The sequence below is a fragment of the Mesorhizobium marinum genome (assembly GCF_040813675.1).
In the GTDB taxonomy this organism is placed as follows: Bacteria; Pseudomonadota; Alphaproteobacteria; order Rhizobiales; family Rhizobiaceae; genus Mesorhizobium_K; species Mesorhizobium_K marinum.
Genome location: NZ_JBFOCI010000006.1, coordinates 177,022 through 196,447 on the forward strand (window position 1 = coordinate 177,022; position 19,426 = coordinate 196,447).

The following is a 19,426-nucleotide window of genomic DNA, read 5'->3' on the forward strand; positions in this document are numbered from 1 at the left end:
CGGCGCAAGGCGGCCCGCACTCGCTGCCCGGCGCACATCGCTCCCTGCTAGAGGATGATGCGATAGCGCGCAAAACCATCGGCGCCCTCGCCCGCGGGCTCTATCGTGACGGCCTTCACGTCGACTATGTGCTCCTTCGCTTTCGGGCCGGTGTCGAAGATCGCCGACGCGCCCTCGACGGGCGCGAAACTCCAGTTGGCATCGGCCGACGGATTGATGGTGCCCTGCTCGACGATGTAGCGCACGATGACGTCGCGATTTGTGTCGGGCGCCTGGAAGATCACCTTGGACGGATTGATCTCCGGGAAGTTGCCGCCGCCGCCGGCGCGGTAATTGTTTGACGCCACCACGAACTCCCGGGCGGGGTCGATCGGCTTGCCTTCGAACATAAGGTCGACGATGCGGTTCGAGGCGGCATTCAGCACCTCGCCCTTCGGACCGTATTTCGGCGGCTGCGATAGGTCGATCCGGTAGGTGACGCCGTCGATGACGTCGAAATTGTAGGATGGGAATTCCGGGTTGATCAGCGGCTGATCGGCCTTGCCTGGCTCGATCGTGTTGAAGATGCCGGCCGACATTTCCAGCCATTCCCCGACCTGCGCGCCAGTGATCGCCACCGCCTGCACGGTGTTCGGGTAGAGATAGAGGTCGGCCACGTTCTTGATCGCCACGTCGCCGGCCGGAACGTCGGTGTAGTAGTCCGGACCGCCGCGCCCGCCGGACTTGAACGGCGCGGCCGCGGAAAGCACCGGCAGGTCCTTGTAGCCGGTGTCCTTCAGCATATCCCTGATGTACCAGGTCTGGGCCTGTGAGACGACCTGGACCGACGGGTCGTCTGCGACCAGCGCGAAATAGGAATGGAGTGGCGCCGAGGTCTTGCCGACCGGCGTGCGCACATAGGCGAGCGTGGCCTCGTGTTCCGCCTTCGCGGCATCCTCGACCTCCACGCGGCTCTCGACCAACGCCTCGGTCTTGCCGTCGACGCGCCTCGATATCGGACGCGCTTCGCTGGTCGACCCCACGACCTTCCATGCGCTGCCGTCGCGCTCGAGCAGGAGGTCGATCAGCCCGAGGTGCGAACCCCAGAAGCCGCCCATCACGCCAGGCTTGCCGTTGACCAGCCCCTTTGCGCCGTCCAGCCCGGGCATGTCGGTGCCGTCCTTCGCCTGGAATTTCGGGCCGGGGAAGTCGAGGTGACTGTGGCCGGTGACGATCGCATCGATGCCGGCGACCCCCGCGAGCGCAAGCGAGGCGTTTTCCGCCATCTCGACATAGGCCGGTTCGCCCATGCCGGAATGCGACAGGGCGACCACGATGTCCGCGCCCTCCTCCCGCATCTGCGGCGCCCAGGCTTCGCCGGCCTTCACGATGTCCCGGGTCACCGCCTTGCCGGTCAGGTGCCTGGAATCCCAGGTCATGACTTGCGGCGGGACGAAACCGATGAGGCCGATGCGGACGGGATGCTCGGCGCCGGTGCCATCCTTCACCATCCTGTCGAGGATGACGTAGGGCTTCAGGAACAGTTCGTCCTTTGTCGGGTCGCCGGCCAGCTGGCCCTTTGTCAGGTTGGCGCAGACGAAGGGAAAGTTCGCGCCGGCCAGTACTTTGAACATGAAGTCGAGGCCGTAGTTGAACTCGTGGTTGCCGAGCGTCGAGCAGTCGTATCCAAGCGTGTTCATGGCCTTGATGATGGGGTGGACGTCGCCGTCCTTCATGCCGCGCTGGTAGGCGATGTAGTCGCCCATGGGATTGCCCTGCAGGAAGTCGCCGTTGTCGACCAGGATCGAATTGGTCGCCTCCGCCCTGATCGCGTCGATGATCGAGGCCGTGCGCGCAAGGCCCATCGTGTCGTTCGGCTTGTCTGCATAGTAGTCGTAGGGAAAGACGTGCACGTGCAGGTCCGTCGTCTCCATGATCCGGAGATGCGCCTGGTTTGCCTGCGCGCGGGCGGAGAACGGATGCAGCACCGCCAGCGCGCCGGCCGATGCCGTGGCGGCGAGAAAGGCGCGGCGCGACAGCGGGGACATATCGGTGCGGGGGAATTCGGACATGGTGTTCTCCTCGTGAGGAAGCGATGCCTTGCGCCAGCATCGCCTCGCCGCCCTGGCAAGTCCAGCAGATCCGCGTGACGCCGGCATGAAACTTTGCCGGCGCACGAAAGCGTGATCGCCGCACTGTCCGCGACCATGTCGCCGATGCGCAAGCCGGCGGATGGCGGGCGCGCTATGCTGGGTGGCTCACGGGAGGAACGTTTGCATATGGATCATGACGCAGGTCGCCAGCACATGCCGCCCTGGCCCGAAATCGCCCGTTGGCGCAAGGCCGAGCGCGAGCGCCTGATCGGCGAGCGGCTGGCCATACCGGCCGACCGTCGCGCCGGGTTCTCCGTCGCCATCGCCCAGCGCCTCGACGCGTTGATAGGCGATGTCGCCGGCCGCACCGTCAGCCTCTATTGGCCCTTCCGGGGCGAACCCGACCTGCGTCCCTGGGCAGCCTCGGTGACCGGGCGCGGCGGCGTCGCCGCGCTGCCGGTCGTCATCGCCAAGGCGCAGCCCCTGGTGTTCCGCGCATACCGGCCGGGCGACCGGCTGGAAAAGGGCGTCTGGAACATTCCCGTTCCCGCGGAGGGCGATCCGGTGATTCCGGACGTGGTTGTCGCGCCGCTGGTCGGCGTGGATGACCGGCGGTTCCGGCTTGGCTATGGCGGCGGGTTCTTCGACCGCACTTTGGCCTCCCTGCCCACAAAGCCGCTGGTCGTCGGCGTCGGCTACGCCAGCCAGCACATCGCCACGATATATCCCCAGCCGCACGACATTCCGATGGACGAGGTGGTGACCGTCTGAGCTATGCGAGTTCCGGCTTCATGCCCATCGTCGTGCGGTCGACGATTTCACGCAGAGCAAAGGATGAATTGATCCTGGTCACATGCGGCATGGCGGTCAGCCACTCCTTGTGGATCCGCTCGTAGTCCGGCAGGTCGCGGGCGGCGATGCGCAGGATGTAGTCGTGTTCGCCCGAAGTCAGGTGGCAGGACAGCACGTTGGGGCAGCGCTTTACCGCCGCCTCGAATTCCGACAGCGTCTTCTCGAACTGGCCGGAGAGCGATATGTGGACGATCACCGTCATCTGCAGGCCGAGTGCCGCGTTCGACAGCCTTGCGTGATAACCGCGGATGACACCGGACTTCTCCAGGTTGTCGAGGCGACGAGAACAGGCCGATTGCGACAGCCCGACGGTCTCGGCAAGCGCCGCGTTGGACATGCGCCCGTCCTTCTGCAGGGCTTCAAGAATGGCGATATCAATCCTGTCGAGGGGCAATATTCGAACCTTCTGCGAAGCGTGCGGGATTTCGTGCAACGAATATCGCTTTTCTGCCCTTCGGCGCAACGACATTCGCAAACACGTTCGGTGCGACTTCTGTTCTAATCGCGACCATACAGGGAGCATGGCCCAAACGGCCAGAAGGAGGAATTCGCATGCGCGTCGGGTGCCCCAGGGAAATCAAGAACCATGAGTATCGCGTCGGCCTCACGCCCGGCGCGGTCCGCGAGTATGTCGCGCACGGCCACGAACTGCTGATCGAGACCGGAGCGGGCGCCGGCATCGGCGCGGGCGACGACGTCTATCGCGCCGCCGGCGCAAGGATCGCCAGGACGGCCGAGGAGGTGTTTGCCCAGGCCGACATGATCGTGAAGGTCAAGGAGCCGCAGCCCGGCGAATGGGTGCAACTGCGCGAGGGCCAGATCCTCTATACCTACCTGCACCTGGCCCCGGATCCGGACCAGACCGCTGGCCTCCTCGCATCGGGCGTCACGGCCATCGCCTACGAGACCGTCACGGACGAGCGCGGCGGGCTGCCGCTCCTCGCGCCGATGTCCGAGGTGGCTGGCCGCCTGTCGATCCAGGCGGGCGCGACCGCGCTCCAGAAGGCCAATGGTGGCCGCGGCGTGCTGCTTGGCGGCGTGCCCGGCGTGCCGCCTGGCAAGGTCGCGGTCATCGGCGGCGGCGTCGTCGGCCTGCATGCGGCCAAGATGGCGGCGGGCCTCGGCGCCGACGTCTCGATCATCGACCGCTCGATCCCCAGGTTGCGTCAGCTCGACGACCTCTTCAACGGGCGCGTGCACACGCGCTACGCCAGCATCGAGGCGTTGGAGGAAGAGTGCTTCTCGGCCGACATCGTGGTCGGCGCGGTGCTGATTCCCGGCGCAGCCGCGCCGAAACTCGTCTCGCGCGAAATGCTGTCGGGGATGAAGAAGGGCGCGGTTCTGGTCGACGTCGCGATCGACCAGGGTGGCTGCTTCGAGACGTCGCATGCGACCACCCATGCCGACCCGACCTACGAGGTCGACGGCATCATCCACTACTGCGTCGCCAACATGCCGGGCGCAGTGCCGGTGACATCTGCGCACGCCCTGAACAACGCCACGCTTCACTACGGGCTGCAGCTGGCGGACAAGGGCATCAAGGCGCTGCTGGACGAGCCTCATCTCCGGAACGGGCTCAATGTCCACAAGGGCCGCGTCACCAACCGCGCGGTGGCCGAAGCCCTCGGCTACGAGATGGCCGAGCCGAAGGCGGCGCTGGTGGCCGCCTGACCCGTTTTCCGGTGCATCGAATCGCCCTCCTCGGAGGGCGTTTCGTTCTTGCCCGGGAGAATTTGAATTGCCCGTCCCAAGCCAGCTAAGTGTCCTGAAGGGCTCGATTTCCTGCCCCTGATCCGACGCTTTTTCGAGAAGCGTGCGGCTGTGGCAGTTTTGTTACAGCCCTGAAGCCGCGACCCGCGTACATGTCCTGCGGAAATAACGCATGGGCGGGTGGCATATGACAAAACTGACAAAGATTCTTTTCGGCGCGGCATCGGCGGTGGCGATCGCTTCGGCGGTCCACGCGGCGGACGCGGTCGTCGAGGAGGCGCCGGTAGCAGGCTACAATTGGGGCGGCTTCTACGTCGGCTTGGGCGTTGGTGCCGGCGCCAATGTCGCTAGGCTGAGCGGGCTCGGCGGTGGTTACCTGGACGGCTTCGGCGCCGAAGGCGTCTTCGGTGAACTGACCGTCGGCTACGACTACATGGTCTCGCCCCGGTTCCTGTTCGGCGCTCTGGCGGACGTACACTACAGCGGCGTCGAGACGAGGCTCGGATCCGATGCATCGGCGTCCGACACCTATGGATTCGATCTCGGTCTGCGCGCCGGATATCTGCTGACGCCCTCGACCCTTGGCTACATGCTCGGCGGCTACGCCTGGCAGAAGGGCGAGATCGATGGTTTCATGGGTCCAGGCAGCGATCTCGACTCGGACCGCGACGGCTACTTCCTCGGCGTCGGCGTAGAGACGGCCGTCGCTGGCAACTGGACCCTGAAGACCGAATACCGCTTCACCCAGTTCGGCACCAACAACCTCCTCGAGGACCTCGGCGCTCCCGACGGAATCTTCGATTCGGACGTGTCCAGCCATACCTTCCGCGTGGGCGCCAACTACCGCTTCGGCATGAACAATGGCGGCGGAGCGTCGTTCGAGGTTCCGGCCTACAACTGGACCGGCTTCTACGTGGGCGGCGCGCTCGGCGCGGGAGCCGGCGTCTATGAATTGGGCGGCGAGTTCAACGGGCTCGGCGGTGAAGGCATCTTCGGCGAACTCAACGTCGGTTACGACCACGACTTCGGCAACTGGGTCGCCGGTGTCCAGGTGGACGGGCGCTATTCCGGCATCTCCACCGAGATCAGCATGGGCGGCGGCAGCATAAGTCTCGATGCCGACTACGGCTTCGACATTCTGGCGCGCGCCGGCCTCAAGATGAGCGAGACGACCCTTGCATACGCGCTCGCCGGCTACAGCTGGCAGCACTTCGAGTTCGATGTTCCCTCGATCATCGGCGATGGGCTTGACTGGGATTCCAGCGGCTTCAGCGTCGGCGGCGGCCTCGAAACGGCTGTGACCGAGAATGTTTCGCTCAATCTCGAGTATCGCTACTCGCAGTATGACAGCGAAGACTTCGACGGCGGCCCCGACGGCATCGAGCCGTCATTCCATACCGTGCGGGTCGGAGCGAAATACAAGTTCAACTGATACGCCCCGGCGTCTCGAACAAAGGCCCGCCGCTGCAATGCGGCGGGCCTTTTGCTTTCCGGGCGGAACGGCTGCGGCTCCGCATGGGAAGGTCGTCGCGAACCGGAGATCCGCCCTCCCCGTCACCCCAGTTCGATACGGCACTGGTAGCAATTGTTCTTTGCCGAGCGCATGTGCAGGTAGGCGACATCGTCGCGCGCCAGCAGCTCGGCTGCTCGATCGGCGATGGCGGGCGTCGGAACCACCGCGCCGGTCCCGTAGACGATGCGGTCGTCGGCCCCGTAGCCCCTGACGAGGTAGTCCGAGGTCCGCCCGAACAGTTCCGGCAGCAGGTCGCTTTCCTCGGCCCGCGCGCAGGCTTCGGCATGCAGGAAGATCGGCCCCGTCTCCGCATAGGGCTGCAGCGCGGGAAAAGGACGGTAGGCAAGGATCAGGTACGCATCGCCGGCCGCGACATCGCGCAGGCAATGACGGCAGGGCACGCGGTCGCCGTCGGAGATCCTGCGCTCGGGCGGCAGGCCGTAGGCATCAGCGGCGCCGGCCTGAAGCGCCCTCGCAGTTTCGGTGGGAATTGCCTTGAAGAGCGGTTTCATGCGGCACCTCGGGTTCAGGGTTTCCCCCGGGGATGCCCGAATGGCCCGCGCCGCGCCACCCGATTCCTGAACTCGCACCGGTTGACCCGGACCTCAGGCGACGCCGAGCTTTTTCTGCAGGCTGGTCGAGGATGTGGTGTACTGGAAGACGACGCGCTCGCCGGGGCTGACGATGCGCTTGGCCGCCTGCGCCATCAGCGCCACCTCGTGGAATCCGGACAGGATCAGCTTCAGCTTGCCCGGATACCAGTTGATGTCGCCGACAGCGAAGACCCCGGGCACCGAGGTCTCGAACTTCTCGGTGTCCACGGGGATCAGGTTCTCATGGAGGTTGAGCCCCCAGTCGGCGATCGGGCCGAGCTTCATGGTCAGCCCGAAGAACGGCAGCATGCGCGTGCAGGCGATCTCGAGGTCGCCGTCCGGTCCCTTGATGGTGGCCGCCTCGAGTTGGCCGCCTGCGCCGCGCAGCGCGGAAACCTGGCCGACGCGGAAGTCGAGCTGCTTCATTTCCTGAAGCGCGTACATCTTGTTGACGCTGTCGGGCGCGGCGCGGAATTCGGGACGCCGGTGGACCAGCGTCACGCTCCTGGCGATCGGCTGCAGGTTCAGCGTCCAGTCGAGCGCTGAATCGCCGCCGCCGACGATGACCAGGTCATGGCCGCGGAACTCCTCCATCCGCCGCACCGAATAGAAGACGCTTTCTCCCTCGAAGGCCTCGATGCCGGGGATCGGCGGTCGCTTCGGCTGAAAGGATCCGCCGCCCGCCGCGATGACGACGACCTTCGCCTCGAAAACCTCGTTCTCGTCGGTGGTGACGCGGAACGTGCCGTCCTCCAGCTTCTCCAGTCCCGACACCATGCGGTTGAAGGTGAATTCCGGCTTGAACGGTGCGATCTGCTCCATCAGCCGATCAACCAGTTCATGCGCCGAGACCGACGGGAGAGCCGGGATGTCGTAGATCGGCTTTTCCGGATAAAGCTCCGCGCACTGTCCGCCGGGCCTGTCGAGGATGTCGATCAGGTGGCACTTCATGTCGAAGAGGCCGAGTTCGAACACGGCGAACAGGCCGACCGGCCCTGCACCGACGATGAGGACGTCTGTCCGGGTGACTGTGGTCATGCGCATGCCCCTCGATGATTCAAGCGAAAGCATGCAGTCCTAGCACGCGGCGGGGCAGCCGCGCGACCGTTCGTCAGCCCTGCCGTTCGGGTACGGTGACCACCAGCCCGTCGAGCTCGTCGCGCACCTTGATCTGGCACGACAGCCGCGAGTTGGGCCTGACGTCGTAGGCGAAGTCGAGCATGTCTTCTTCCATCGCCTCGGGCTCGCCCACTACCGCGGTCCAGGCTTCGTCGACGTAGACATGGCACGTGGCGCACGCGCAGGCGCCGCCGCATTCCGCCTCGATGCCCGGGACCGCGTTGCGGATCGCGTTTTCCATCACGGTCGAGCCGTTTTCCGCCTCGACGTCGAATCGCGTGCCGTCGGGGGCAATGTAGGTAAGCTTTGTCATCAGGCAGTCCCGGAAAATCAGCCTTCCGCTGATAATGACTCCGGCCGCCGAGTCAACTGCGGCACATGCGCGACCAAGCTGGCCGTCCCGGCGCCGAAAGCCTAGCGGTCGATGGAGGCGATGAAATCGCAGGCCTCGTCGATCAGCCGTTCGAGGCGCTTGAGGACCAGCCTGTCGGTCGGGCTCTGTTCGATCGCGCTGGCGCATTCGGCGATCGGGAAAGCCCCCACGCCCCGCGCCGACCCTTTCAGCGCGTGGGCGAGGAAGAGCCGTTCCTTCAGCTCCGCCTTGGCGATCTGCCGGCGCACGGCCTGCGCCTGCTCGGCAAACATCGCCAGCACCTCGCGCTCAAGCTCCCGATCGCCCATCGTCTGCGCGGCGAGATGCGACAGATCCAGTGGCCTGCCGCGCCGTGAACCGGAAGGTTCTCCGCCCGGCATCGAAAAGGCGACGTTCTCGTAACCATTGCGCAAATTTGCCAAGGTCGACCTCCGGAGCATTTTCCGTTTGCCGACGCTAGGCCTTTCCGGTGGACAAGGCGTTAACCGGGGAAACCCAGCAATCCGGGCACAAATTCGCCGCAAAGCCCTACAGTGTTAACCTTATGTTTAAACTTTTACTCATCCGCGGGATTGCATGTTTCTTTTACCAGTCTGTGTCAGTACGATACGACGGGTCCATAATAAGCCTCGTGTGCGAACGATTTTGTGCCAGTTCAAGGCGCTTGCACGCGCTGAGTAGAGGGTAACGGCGTCATGGCGAAGAAACCGACGAGCACCAGGACGATCGAAAGCGACGTCTCCCGGGAGCTGGAGAACGCACTCGATCTCGATTTCGCGGAAGAGCGCAACAACACCGATTCGGCACTCTCCATGGACGACCTGGAAGCCCAGATTTCACAGGCGGCCGACGAACTCGCGCGCGAAGGCCGCAACGGCCAGCCCGCCGCGCAGAAGAAGCCCGCGCAGGACGTGCGCCCCGTCGAGCGCCCCGTGGACCGGCCGATCGAGCGCGTCCCGTCCGCCCAGCCGGCCAGCTTCGCGCCGGCCAACGACGACCGGCAGAAGGACTTCCGGTCGTTGCTGAACGGCCTGAACAAGCGCGCGTCGCGGACCGTCTACTGGGTCGCCGCCCTGCTTTCGGTGCTGTGGCTCGGCGCGGCCGCCTTCATCGCGGACCGCCTGTTCGGTTCGACGGTGTGGCAGTCCGGCTCGATCGACCAGGTCGCTTCGCGCCCCGAGATGCTGATGTTCATCGTCGGCGTGCTGCTCCCGGTCATCCTGATCTGGGCGTTTGCCGCGATGGTGCGCCGCGCACAGGAGATGCGCCTCGCCGCGCAGTCCATGACCGAGGTCGCATTCCGCCTCGCTGAGCCGGAGAACCTGGCGCAGGACCGCGTCATGACGGTCGGCCAGGCCGTTCGCCGCGAAGTCGCGGCGATGGGCGAAGGCATCGAGCGCACGCTCGCCCGCGCAGTCGAACTGGAAACGCTCGTCCATACCGAAGTGAACCAGATCGAGCGCTCCTATTCCGAGAACGCGGCGCGCATTCGCGCGCTCGTCGACGGCCTTGGCAGCGAACGCGAGGCGGTGGTGACGCATGCCGAGCGCGTGCGCGCCTCGATCACCGGTGCACACGAAACCCTGCGCGACGAAATCGGCCAGGCGAGCGACATCATCCGCGACTCGATCCTGAACGCGTCGACCAACCTGTCGATGACGATCACGAACTCCGGCGACACGCTGATCGACCGCATCAACGAAAGCGGCATCAACCTGTTCGATTCCATGGATTCGCGCGTCGATTCCATCACCGACCGGCTGACCACGTCCGGCGAGGCCTTCGCCAGCCTGCTCGACACGCGCATCGCGAAGCTCACGGATTCGACCGACAACCTCACCCGCTCGCTGACCGACCTGCTCGACGACCGCACCTCGGGCATGGTTTCGCTGCTCGGCGGCGCGGCGCGCACGCTGAGCTCGGAGTTCGAGGCCAGCCTCAACAGCATCGAGCGCACGCTTTCCGAACGCGGCCAGGGGCTCATCAGCGAGTTCGAGACGCGCGCCCATGCGCTCGACACCGGCACGGCCAAGCTCAACGCCGCGCTGGAGGCCCGCGCCCGCCAGATCAACGAAACGCTGGTCGAGCGCGCGAAGGAGATCGCCACCACCTTCATCGAGGGCAAGGAGACGCTGTTCGGCATGATCGACGAGGGCAAGTCGCGCATCGGCGCGGAGATGTCCGACATCGTGCAGTCGACCTCCTCCATGCTCGAATCCCGCGCCACCGACTTCGCTGGCCGCCTCGACCATGCCCGCCATGTCGTCTCGCGCGCCTTTGACGCGGACATCCAGCGCCTCGCCGAGGCCCGCACCGGCATCGAGCATGCCGTCGAGAACCACACCCGCAAGCTGTCGGAAAGCCGCGACCGCATGGCCGCCGCACTGCAGTCCGACCTCGCCAAGTTCGCCGAGGGCCGCGCGTCGATCGACGCCGCCGTCGGCACGCAGGTCCAGAAGCTTGCCGAAGGCCGCAACCTGCTGTCGCGCGCCCTCGACGAGGACCTGCGCAAGATCAACGACCAGCGCGCCTCGATCGACGCGGCGCTCTCGAGCCAGCTCGAGCGCCTGTCGTCCAGCCGCGAGAGCCTGTCGAAGATTCTCACGGAAGACTCGCAAAAACTCACTCAAACCCGTGCGAATATTGACGAAATGGTCGCCGGGCATGTCGGGAAACTGGCCGAGGGCCGCAACATCCTGTCCCGCGCGCTCGAAGCCGACCTCGGCAAGCTGTCGGAGGCGCGCTCGTCGATCGACGGCATCGTCGCGGCGCAGGTCGAGAAGCTTTCGGAAGGACGCGACATCCTCTCGCGCGCCCTCAAGGCCGACCTGTCCGCCATCGACAACCTCGTCGAAAGCCAGATTCAGAAGTTCGCCGACGGTCGCAACTCGATCGCCCAGGTCCTGGAAAAGGACGTCGACAAGCTGAAGGAAGGCCGCCAGGTCGTCGAGGACATGGTCTCCGAGCAGCTGAAGCACCTGGATCGCGGACGCCAGACCCTCGCCGAGGCGCTGGAAGCCGACATCGCCGGCATCAACGGCCTGCTGCAGAGCCATGTCGAGAAGTTCGCGGAAGGCCGCTCGGGCCTTACCAAGGCGCTCGAGACCGACCTCTCCAAGCTCGCCGACAGCCGCGCCAATATCGACACGATCGTGGCGAGCCAGGTCGAGAAGCTGGCCGAGGGCCGTGACATCCTCAAGCGCGCTCTCGAGGTCGACCTGACCAAGATTTCGGAAGCCCGCAACGAGGTGGATTCGCTGGTCGCCAGCCATGTCGAGAAGATTTCGCAGGGCCGCGCCGTCCTGTCGGATGCCCTGCAGGCCGACCTCGACAAGCTCGGCGACACCCGCGCCACCATCGACGCCTTCGTCTCCGGCCAGGTGCAGAAGTTCGCGGAAGGCCGCGACATGCTCACCAAGGCCCTCGAGGAGGACCTCTCCAAGCTGGCCGAAAGCCGCACCGGCATCGACGGTCTGGTCGCCGGCCAGGTCGAGAAGCTGGCCGAGGGCCGCGACATCCTCACGCGCGCCCTGCAGGCCGACCTCGAGAAGCTGACTGACGCGCGCTCCGCCGTTGACGGGCTGGTCGCCGCTCAGGTGCAGAAGATCGCCGAGGGTCGCGAGACGCTGTCGCGTGCCCTCCAGGCCGACCTCGAGAAGGTCGCCGATGGCCGCGCCGCGTTCGACGATGTCGTCAACGGCCACGTCGTTCGCCTCGCTGAGGGCCGCGACGCCATGGCGCGTGCGCTCGACGAGGATCTCGGCAAACTGGCCGAGGCCCGCCGCGACATCGACGCCCAGATCGCCGTCCACATCGACACGATCGCCGGCAAGCGCGCCGATATCTCGCAGGCCGTGTCGGCCGACGTCGAGAAGATCGAGGACGCGTTCCGCCGCCAGACCGGTATCATCGAGGAGCGCACCGGCACCATGGAGCGCGCCCTGAACCTGGGCGTCGAGAACGTCCGCCAGGTGCTGGAGAAGAGCGCCGTCACGGTGGCCGGCGCCCTGCGCGACAAGGTGCTGGAAGTCACCAATGTGCTGAACGAGCAGGCCGGCGCCGCGTTCACCGAGGCCGACAAGCGCCTCGCCGAGCGCGCCGAACAGACGTCGAGCGCCCTGCTCGCCCGCGTCGAGGACATCGCCAAGGCCTTCGGCGAAGCCGACAGCAAGATCGAGGCCCGCACCGCGGCGACGTCGAGCGCCTTGCTCGCCCGCGGCGAGGAGGTGGCCGGACTGGTCGCCAACCGCGCCAACGAGATCTCCCGCGTCATGGACGAAGCCGACCAGCGGCTGGCCGCCCGCGCCAAGGAGACCTCGAGCGCGCTGGTTTCGCATGCCGACGAGATCGCCAACCGCATGGCGAGCCGCGCCGAACAGATCGCGCAGGCATTCGACGAGGCGGACCAGCAGCTCGTGGCCCGCGCCATGGAAACGGTCGGCTCGCTCGCGGCCCGTGCCGGCGACATCGTGCGCAACTTCGACGACGCCGACCAGCGCCTCGGCATGCGCATCAGCGAATCCGCCGATGCGCTGTCGACCCGCGCCGCCGAACTCGGTCGCATCTTCGACCGCGCCGACGAGAAGCTGGTCGCCCGCATCGCCGACGGAGCCGAGAAGCTCGAGACGCGCGCCGGCGAGCTCGGCCGCATCTTCGACGAGGCCGACCAGCGCCTGGCCGACCGCGTCGCTGACAGCGCCGCCACCCTGGGCACCAGGGCCGGCGAGATCATCTTCAACTTCGAAGAGGCCGACAAGCGCATCTCGGATCGGGTTGCCGAAACGGCGAATGTCCTGTCGGGCCGCGCCGCCGAGATCGGCAACGTCTTCGCCGCCGTCGACCGCCAGGTCGCCACGCGCGTCGACGAGACGACCCAGGTCCTGTCCAACCGCGCACTCGAAGTCGGCAATCTGTTCGATGACGCCGAGCAGAGGCTTGCGGCCAAGATCAGCGACAGCGCAATGGCCATCGGCGAACACGCGGAAGGCATCATCAGCGCATTCGGCGAGACCGAGCAGCGCATCGTCGCCCGCGCGCAGCAGACTTCGGCCGAGCTTGACGCCCGCGCCCGCGCCATCGACGAGACCCTGTTGATCGCCGACGAGCGTCTTGCCGCCGGAGCCCAGGCGGTCGCGGCTCGCGTCAACGCGCATGTCGAGGACGCCGAGAACCGCCTGGCGAGCGGCGCCGAAACGATGGGCCAGAAGCTGACCGAGCAGGTCACCCAGGCCGAGCAGCAGCTCATCGAGCGCGCCAACGTCATCTCCGAGACCTTCGCGGCGGTCGGCCAGCATATCGGCCAGAGCACCAACGAGGCGGCGCGCACGATCGGCACCAACACCCGCGAACTGAACGCGATGCTGGCCGAACGCTCCGCCGAGATCACCAGGATCCTCGACGAGACCGCCCGCCCGCTGGTCGACCGCTTCGGCCAGACCGGCGACGAACTGGCCAAGACGCTCGACGAGGTCACCAGCCGGTCGACCGAGCGCCTTCGCTCCGAGAACCAGACGCTCGTCAACGCGCTTGCCAGCCGCACCGCGGAGACGCTGTCGGCCCTGTCGGAGCACACCGCAGAATCCGTCAACACGCTTGCCAGCCGCACCGCCGCGTCGGTCGCTGCTCTCACTGACCGCACGGCCGAGTCGGTAGCGGCCCTCAGCGACAGCACCGCCGAGTCCGTCGCGGCGCTCAGCAACCGCACCGCCGAGACGCTGTCGGCCGTCGACGGCGCGCGCAACAGCCTGTCGCATGGCGTGACCAGCCTGATCGACCGCCTGTCGGAATCGAGCGGCCAGCTCAACAGCCTGATCGAGGCGGCTGCGGCCAACCTGTCCGCGGTCGACGAACAGCTGACGGGAAGCACGCAGAACTTCGCGGCCAGCACCGACAAGGCTGCCCAGACGTTCGCCAGCTCGGCACGCCTGGTCGACCAGAACACGACCCGTCTGACCGAACTGTCGTCGAACACGCTGCGCGAGGTGGCCACCATCGCCACCAAGTTCGAGGCGCATTCGCGGCTGCTCGCCAGCGCGTCCGACCTCCTCAGCTCGGCCCAGAACAACCTCGAGCACACGCTTGAGCGACAGTCGTCGCTGGAAGACCTGGCCGTCGGCCTGGTCAAGAAGTCGGAAGACCTGGAACGCGTCATGCGCTCCTTCGAAAACCTCGTCGGCAACGCCATGGAAAAGGCGGAAGGCCGCACGCTGGAATCGACGGAGAAGATGCGCACCGCCTTCGCCGACCTGATCGAATCGGCGACCTCCCGCTTCAGCGGTGCAACGGATGAAATGCGCAGCACCGCGCAGGCGATCCGCGCCGAACTGGAAGAGACGCGCTCCGAGATCAAGAAGGGCGTGTTCGAGCTGCCCATGGAGGCCAAGGAATCGACGACCGCCATCCGCCGCGCCGTCAGCGAGCAGATCAACGCGCTGAAGGAGCTCTCCGCGATCGTCGCCAAGTCGGGCCGCAACGCCGACAGCTCCGATGCCCGCCCGGCGCCGCGTCAGGCTGCACCGGCCCCTGCGCCGCGTCCCGCCGCGCCGGCCGCAGTTGCACCGGCACCGCGCGCCGAGGAGCCGCAGCGCCGCCAGCCAGCGCCGGCCGTGGCCCAGCCTGCACCCCAGGCGCCGCGCCGTCCAGCAGCGCCTGCCCCTACCCCTGCCCCGGCCCAGCGCCAGCCGCAGCCGGCCACGCCGCAAGGTGGCTGGGTGCGTGACCTCCTGTCGGGCGCGTCCCGCGAGGAAAGCGCCGGCGTCGCGGTTGCCGAGGCACCGCGTCCGGCAGCGCCGAGCCAGCGTTCCCCGCTGCAGGTCGTGGAGTCCCTGAACTCTCTGTCCGTCGACATCGCCCGCGCGATCGACCACGACGCCTCGATCGAGCTCTGGGACCGCTATCGCCGCGGCGAGCGCGACGTGTTCACGCGCCGCCTCTACACGCTCAAGGGTCAGCAGACCTTCGACGACATCCGCCGCAAATACCAGTCGGACGCCGAATTCCGCGGCGCTGTCGACCGCTACTGCGAGGATTTCGAGCGCCTGCTGAAGGACGTCGCCCGCAACGACCGGGACAACGTCATGACGCAGACCTACCTGACGTCGGACACCGGCAAGGTCTACACCATGCTGGCCCATGCAGCGGGGCGGCTGCGCTAGTCACGGCTGACCGAACCACATGACGAAAGGGCGGGGAACTCCCCGCCCTTTTCGTTTTTGGCGGGCGCGCCTCGCCTTCACCAAAGATCATCTTTGCGTGAGATCGCCGCATGCCCTTGGGTCCGGTACTGGACGCGGCGGCCTTTCCCAAGTTTAAGCCAAGGCGTCCCAAGATTCGCCGATCCACCGCACGCATCGAGTACGCAGTCCATCATGCCTATTGAAGACGTTCGCCTGACGCGCCGCAGCTTTCTTTCCGCCTCCGCCACCGCCACCCTGTTCCTCGCCGGTTGCACCACCACCCCGCCGGTCAAGACGCCCGAAGTCGTGGCGGTCAAGCCGGCGCTGCCGCGCGGCCCCGTCTCCGACGCCGAACTGGCGCTTCGCTACGCGGCGGTCGAGGACAGCGGACACCTGATCCCGGCAATCCCCTATCAGCAGATGGATTCGAAGTTCTTCCGCCAGCGCGTCGTCGATCCGACCGGCGAGCGGCCCGGAACCGTCGTCGTCGACACGTCGACGCGCTTCCTCTACTTGACCGAGCCGGGCGGCACCGCCATGCGCTACGGCGTCGGGATCGGCCGCGACGGCTTCAGTTGGCAAGGCGAAGGCATCATCCACTGGCGGCAGCCCTGGCCACGCTGGAAGCCGCCGGCGGACATGATCAAGCGTCGCCCGGATCTTGAGAAATATTCCGTCGAGAATGGCGGCATGGCCCCGGGGATCAAGAACCCGCTCGGCGCCCGCGCGCTCTACATCTTCCAGAACAAGCAGGACACGCTCTACCGCCTGCACGGCACGCCCGAATGGCGCTCGATCGGCAAGGCCGTATCGTCCGGCTGCGTGCGCCTGATCAACCAGGACGTGCTCGACCTCTACAAGCGCGTGCCGCACCACGCCCGCATCGTCGTTCGCCATACGCCGTTGCCGGCGGTCCAGGAGGTGGCCGGCGCATAATAGCGCCGGAGCGACCGCGCCTCAGTCGATCAGCGCGTCCAGCCCGCGAACCAGCCCCTTGACCGACGTCACCCTGCGGATCGCCAGAAGCGTACCGGCAACGTAGGGAGCCGCCGACGAGCCCGCGTCGTGGCGAATGGTCAGGCGCTCGTCAGGCAGGCCGAACAGGGCTTCGCAGGACAGGATGTAGGACGGCAGCCGAAGCGCGTGAACCTGCACGCCCGACCCTGCCCCGACCGCCGCTCCGCGCGTTCCCGGGACACCGGACACTTCCGCGACCGGACGCGCGGTGGAGCGACCACGAACGTCCGCGAGTGCCTCCGCAAGTTCCCGCGCCGTGCCGGACGGCGCGTCCGGCTTCTTGGCGCTGGCGTAGTCGATCACCTCGACATCGGGCACATATTTCGCCGCCATCAGCGCAAAACGCTTCATCAGCGTCGCGGTGATGGAGAAGTTTCCGGCGGCGATGACGCCGACGCTACTACCCCGCGCCGCGGAGTCGATCTCGGCATAGTCGGCCGCTCCAAGGCCCGACGTGCCGATCACCACGTGCCGCCCGGCGGAGATTGCAGCCAACGCGTTCGCCTTGACGACATCCGGCTTGGTGTAGTCGACGACCACGTCGGACGGCAGCGCCAGGGCCTCCGCGAGGGTCGCCGAAACGGTTACCCCGTTGGGCGGCAACCCAAGGGCGCCGCCGCAGTCCTGTCCGGCGGCATTGCGCGCGACCGCGCCGGCCAGCATCATGTCGCCCTGTGCCGCAATCGCCGGCACCATCGCCCGACCAACCCAGCCGGTCGCCCCGGCCATTACAACCTTGATCGTCATTTTGGACCTCCCTTGTCGGCATGCCTCGATCTCGAATAGGCCCGGGACGTCGGGCTTTCAAGCCGATGGCGCCGGTCGAACGGCGCCCCTGGTGACTTGCCGACGCGACGCGGCTCTACATCAGGAAGTCGTCGAAGCGGCGGAGCGTGACTCGGCGGTTGCGCCATTCGGCAGCGGACGTCGGCACCAGCAGGTATTCCTCTCCGTAGCCGACCGTTTCAAGAGCTCGGCGCGGGATGCCGAACTCGCGAACCAGCGTCCACTTCAGCGATTCCGCCCGCCGCTCCGAAAGCGCCAGGTTCGAGGCAGCCGAACCGACTGCGTCGGTATGGCCTTCGATCAGCACCTTCGTGCCGGGACGCCGCCGCAACAGCCGCTCAAGCGCATCGGCGATGGTCTCCACCTTACGGTACTGCGAGTACGGAATCTCGGCCGAGCCAAAGGCGAAGTTGATCGACTGGATGTCGATCGAGGGCGCCATGCGGCGCAGTTCAGGCCGCCGCTTGAACTCGCGCACGGTGACCTTCTGGTCCGGCCGCACCTTGATGCGCGGGGCGGCCTCGAGCTGGCGCTCGATCCGCGATGCCGACGGCATGTCTTCCTGGGCCTCGGCGAGCGTAGGCAGTGCCAGGAACGATAGCGCGGCAGCGGCGAACTGGCGGCGGTTCAGCATTGGACATTCTCCTCGTTGACGCGGACAAATGCCCGCTGCGATGTCGTCCGGAGAATGGCTGGCGGAAGCTGAATTGGCGCTGAACGGCCCGTTCACTGAGCCGGTGGAGCGGGACGCATCACGCTCGCGGAGCGTTCGGCGAATGTCAGGGGATGGACATCCTCACGCTTCTGTCCAACCGGCGAGAATCCGAGCTTCTGATAAAGCGGCAGGGCTGCCGGATGGTCGAGCGTACAGGTCTGGACCACGATCTGGCGCGGTCCGGTCGCCCATGCGGCCTCGATGGCGGCTCCGAGGAACCAGCGGCCGAGCCCGAGACCGGTGGCGTGCTCCATCATGCCGAAATAGGCGATCTCGGTCTCGTCAGGACTGAACGGATTGATGTCGAAGAAGCCGGCCGGTGCACCGTCCAGATAGAGCACCCGAATGTCGCGGCCGGGGGCGGCGATCTTGGCCGCCAGTTCTTCGTCGGAAAGGCGCAGCACGTTGACCCAGTGCCATTTGCGGCCGACGCGATCGATCAGGTAGCGGTAGTAGTGAAGCGGCATGTCGCGCGTCTTCATCAGCGCCACGTTGAGGTTCGCGGGCGGATGCGCATAGCGCGTCGGCTTCTGCTGCATCTCGAGGAACGTCACCGTGACCGGAATCGACTCGGGCCGGCTCGCCGCGTTGTCGCCGCGCGTCTGTTGCATGTTCATCTGCCCTTTTCGACCGGCGTGTCGGAGCGGCTGCCCCATTCCGTCCACGAACCGTCGTAGAGCCGGTTGGCCGAATGGCCAAGCGTCTCCAGCGCCAGCGTGATGATAGCCGCCGTGACCCCCGAACCGCAGGACGTGACAACCGGTTTCGACAGGTCGATGCCGGCTTCCTCGAAACGCTGGCGCAACTCGTCCGGTGTCAGCAGCTTGCCATCCCTGGACAACGTCGATGCAGGCAGGCTTCTGGCACCTGGCATGTGCCCGCCGCGCACGCCAGCGCGCGGTTCGGGCTCTTCGCCGGTGAAGCGACCGGCCGGCCGCGCATCGGCGATCTGGCTGTCGCCGCCGGCAACGACATTTCGCATGTCGTCCAGCGAGGCGACACGCGAGGCATCGAAGTCGGCGTGGAAGAAGTTCGGGGCGATCCGCGTCTTTTCCGCGGTCACCGGTCGGCTGTCCGCCTTCCAGCGGTCGAAGCCGCCGTCGAGAACGTAGACCTGGAAGACGCCCATCACGCGGAACATCCACCAGACCCGCGGAGCTGAAAACAGGCCCGGGCCGTCATAGACCACGATCGTGTCGTCGGCGGAGATGCCCATCGATCCGGCAAAGCGCGAGAAGGTCGGCGGATCGGGCAGCGTATGCGGAAGGGTCGAGCCGGGGGCGACGACGGCATCCTGGTCGAAGAAGATCGCGCCAGGGATATGCGCGGCTTCATATTCCGCCTTTGGGTCCCGCTTGTGTGCGGGAAGATACCAGGACGCATCGACGATGGAGAGGCCGGGCGAGCCCAACCTTGCCTGCAGCCAGTCCGCGTCGATCGTGAAAGCTCCGCTTTCGGCCATGCAAGCTGTCTCCTCGAACGGCTTCGTTGGTCGCTCAGT

At 66.5% G+C, this 19,426-nt stretch carries 15 protein-coding genes; 5 read left to right on the plus strand and 10 right to left on the minus strand.

What is annotated here, in order from left to right; translation table 11 throughout:
- Window positions 1–47: 47 nt before the first annotated feature.
- Window positions 48–2,051 carry a bifunctional 2',3'-cyclic-nucleotide 2'-phosphodiesterase/3'-nucleotidase gene (locus ABUE31_RS18690; RefSeq protein WP_367725226.1) on the minus strand — a complete coding sequence of 668 codons (2,004 nt, stop codon included), beginning with the start codon at window positions 2,049–2,051 and terminating at the stop codon, window positions 48–50.
- A 207-nt stretch (window positions 2,052–2,258) separates the two neighbouring features.
- Here ABUE31_RS18690 and ABUE31_RS18695 point away from each other — a divergent pair, with 207 nt between their 5' ends.
- Window positions 2,259–2,843, plus strand: a complete 585-nt coding sequence (locus tag ABUE31_RS18695) for a 5-formyltetrahydrofolate cyclo-ligase (protein WP_367725228.1) — start codon at window positions 2,259–2,261, stop codon at window positions 2,841–2,843.
- Between the two features lies 1 nt (window position 2,844).
- Here the strand turns inward: ABUE31_RS18695 and ABUE31_RS18700 are convergent, their stop codons facing one another.
- A complete protein-coding gene (locus ABUE31_RS18700; RefSeq protein ID WP_367725229.1) occupies window positions 2,845–3,318 on the minus strand; it encodes an Lrp/AsnC family transcriptional regulator in 474 nt (157 codons plus the stop codon).
- Window positions 3,319–3,476: 158 nt separating this feature from the next.
- On the opposite strand from ABUE31_RS18700, the gene ald reads away from it, so the two are divergent.
- Window positions 3,477–4,595, plus strand: a complete 1,119-nt coding sequence (gene ald, locus ABUE31_RS18705) for an alanine dehydrogenase (protein WP_367725230.1) — start codon at window positions 3,477–3,479, stop codon at window positions 4,593–4,595.
- A 226-nt stretch (window positions 4,596–4,821) separates the two neighbouring features.
- On the plus strand, window positions 4,822–6,066 hold the full coding sequence (locus ABUE31_RS18710; protein WP_367725231.1) for an outer membrane protein: 1,245 nt from the start codon (window positions 4,822–4,824) through the stop codon (window positions 6,064–6,066).
- Between the two features lie 122 nt (window positions 6,067–6,188).
- Here the strand turns inward: ABUE31_RS18710 and ABUE31_RS18715 are convergent, their stop codons facing one another.
- The 4 genes from ABUE31_RS18715 to ABUE31_RS18730 form a co-directional block, all read right to left on the minus strand.
- Window positions 6,189–6,659 (minus strand): DUF1203 domain-containing protein, encoded by a 471-nt coding sequence (locus ABUE31_RS18715; protein ID WP_367725232.1) that lies wholly within the window; start codon window positions 6,657–6,659, stop codon window positions 6,189–6,191.
- A gap of 93 nt (window positions 6,660–6,752) precedes the next feature.
- Window positions 6,753–7,778, minus strand: coding sequence for an NAD(P)/FAD-dependent oxidoreductase (locus ABUE31_RS18720; RefSeq protein ID WP_367725233.1), 1,026 nt, complete (start codon window positions 7,776–7,778; stop codon window positions 6,753–6,755).
- A gap of 73 nt (window positions 7,779–7,851) precedes the next feature.
- Window positions 7,852–8,172 carry a 2Fe-2S iron-sulfur cluster-binding protein gene (locus ABUE31_RS18725; RefSeq protein ID WP_367725235.1) on the minus strand — a complete coding sequence of 107 codons (321 nt, stop codon included), beginning with the start codon at window positions 8,170–8,172 and terminating at the stop codon, window positions 7,852–7,854.
- Between the two features lie 101 nt (window positions 8,173–8,273).
- Window positions 8,274–8,612: an Hpt domain-containing protein gene (locus tag ABUE31_RS18730; RefSeq protein ID WP_367725322.1), complete on the minus strand. Its 339-nt coding sequence runs from the start codon at window positions 8,610–8,612 to the stop codon at window positions 8,274–8,276.
- A 315-nt stretch (window positions 8,613–8,927) separates the two neighbouring features.
- On the opposite strand from ABUE31_RS18730, the gene ABUE31_RS18735 reads away from it, so the two are divergent.
- Window positions 8,928–15,386, plus strand: coding sequence for a kinesin (locus ABUE31_RS18735; protein WP_367725236.1), 6,459 nt, complete (start codon window positions 8,928–8,930; stop codon window positions 15,384–15,386).
- A 213-nt stretch (window positions 15,387–15,599) separates the two neighbouring features.
- On the plus strand, window positions 15,600–16,343 hold the full coding sequence (locus tag ABUE31_RS18740; protein ID WP_367725237.1) for a L,D-transpeptidase: 744 nt from the start codon (window positions 15,600–15,602) through the stop codon (window positions 16,341–16,343).
- Window positions 16,344–16,364: 21 nt separating this feature from the next.
- On the opposite strand, the gene dapB is transcribed toward ABUE31_RS18740, so the two are convergent.
- The 4 genes from dapB to sseA form a co-directional block, all read right to left on the minus strand.
- A complete protein-coding gene (gene dapB / locus ABUE31_RS18745; protein WP_367725238.1) occupies window positions 16,365–17,171 on the minus strand; it encodes a 4-hydroxy-tetrahydrodipicolinate reductase in 807 nt (268 codons plus the stop codon).
- A 115-nt stretch (window positions 17,172–17,286) separates the two neighbouring features.
- Window positions 17,287–17,844 (minus strand): OmpA family protein, encoded by a 558-nt coding sequence (locus ABUE31_RS18750; protein ID WP_367725239.1) that lies wholly within the window; start codon window positions 17,842–17,844, stop codon window positions 17,287–17,289.
- 92 nt (window positions 17,845–17,936) lie between these two features.
- Window positions 17,937–18,542 (minus strand): GNAT family N-acetyltransferase, encoded by a 606-nt coding sequence (locus tag ABUE31_RS18755; RefSeq protein ID WP_437344150.1) that lies wholly within the window; start codon window positions 18,540–18,542, stop codon window positions 17,937–17,939.
- Entirely contained in the window at window positions 18,539–19,387 is an 849-nt protein-coding gene (sseA, locus tag ABUE31_RS18760; protein ID WP_367725240.1) for a 3-mercaptopyruvate sulfurtransferase, read from the minus strand. The genes ABUE31_RS18755 and sseA overlap by 4 nt, the downstream gene beginning before the upstream one ends.
- Window positions 19,388–19,426: the final 39 nt, after the last annotated feature.

Bases quoted from the DNA above. Each gene is read 5' to 3' on its own strand.
- ABUE31_RS18740 (WP_367725237.1), top strand. From the start codon at position 15,600: ATGCCTATTGAAGACGTTCGCCTGACGCGCCGCAGCTTTCTTTCCGCC.
- sseA (WP_367725240.1), bottom strand. From the start codon at position 19,387: ATGGCCGAAAGCGGAGCTTTCACGATCGACGCGGACTGGCTGCAGGCA.
- ABUE31_RS18750 (WP_367725239.1), bottom strand. From the start codon at position 17,844: ATGCTGAACCGCCGCCAGTTCGCCGCTGCCGCGCTATCGTTCCTGGCA.
- ABUE31_RS18735 (WP_367725236.1), top strand. From the start codon at position 8,928: ATGGCGAAGAAACCGACGAGCACCAGGACGATCGAAAGCGACGTCTCC.
- ABUE31_RS18720 (WP_367725233.1), bottom strand. From the start codon at position 7,778: ATGACCACAGTCACCCGGACAGACGTCCTCATCGTCGGTGCAGGGCCG.
- ABUE31_RS18690 (WP_367725226.1), bottom strand. From the start codon at position 2,051: ATGTCCGAATTCCCCCGCACCGATATGTCCCCGCTGTCGCGCCGCGCC.
- ABUE31_RS18695 (WP_367725228.1), top strand. From the start codon at position 2,259: ATGGATCATGACGCAGGTCGCCAGCACATGCCGCCCTGGCCCGAAATC.
- ald (WP_367725230.1), top strand. From the start codon at position 3,477: ATGCGCGTCGGGTGCCCCAGGGAAATCAAGAACCATGAGTATCGCGTC.
- ABUE31_RS18730 (WP_367725322.1), bottom strand. From the start codon at position 8,612: ATGCCGGGCGGAGAACCTTCCGGTTCACGGCGCGGCAGGCCACTGGAT.
- ABUE31_RS18725 (WP_367725235.1), bottom strand. From the start codon at position 8,172: ATGACAAAGCTTACCTACATTGCCCCCGACGGCACGCGATTCGACGTC.
- ABUE31_RS18710 (WP_367725231.1), top strand. From the start codon at position 4,822: ATGACAAAACTGACAAAGATTCTTTTCGGCGCGGCATCGGCGGTGGCG.
- ABUE31_RS18715 (WP_367725232.1), bottom strand. From the start codon at position 6,659: ATGAAACCGCTCTTCAAGGCAATTCCCACCGAAACTGCGAGGGCGCTT.
- ABUE31_RS18755 (WP_437344150.1), bottom strand. From the start codon at position 18,542: ATGAACATGCAACAGACGCGCGGCGACAACGCGGCGAGCCGGCCCGAG.
- dapB (WP_367725238.1), bottom strand. From the start codon at position 17,171: ATGACGATCAAGGTTGTAATGGCCGGGGCGACCGGCTGGGTTGGTCGG.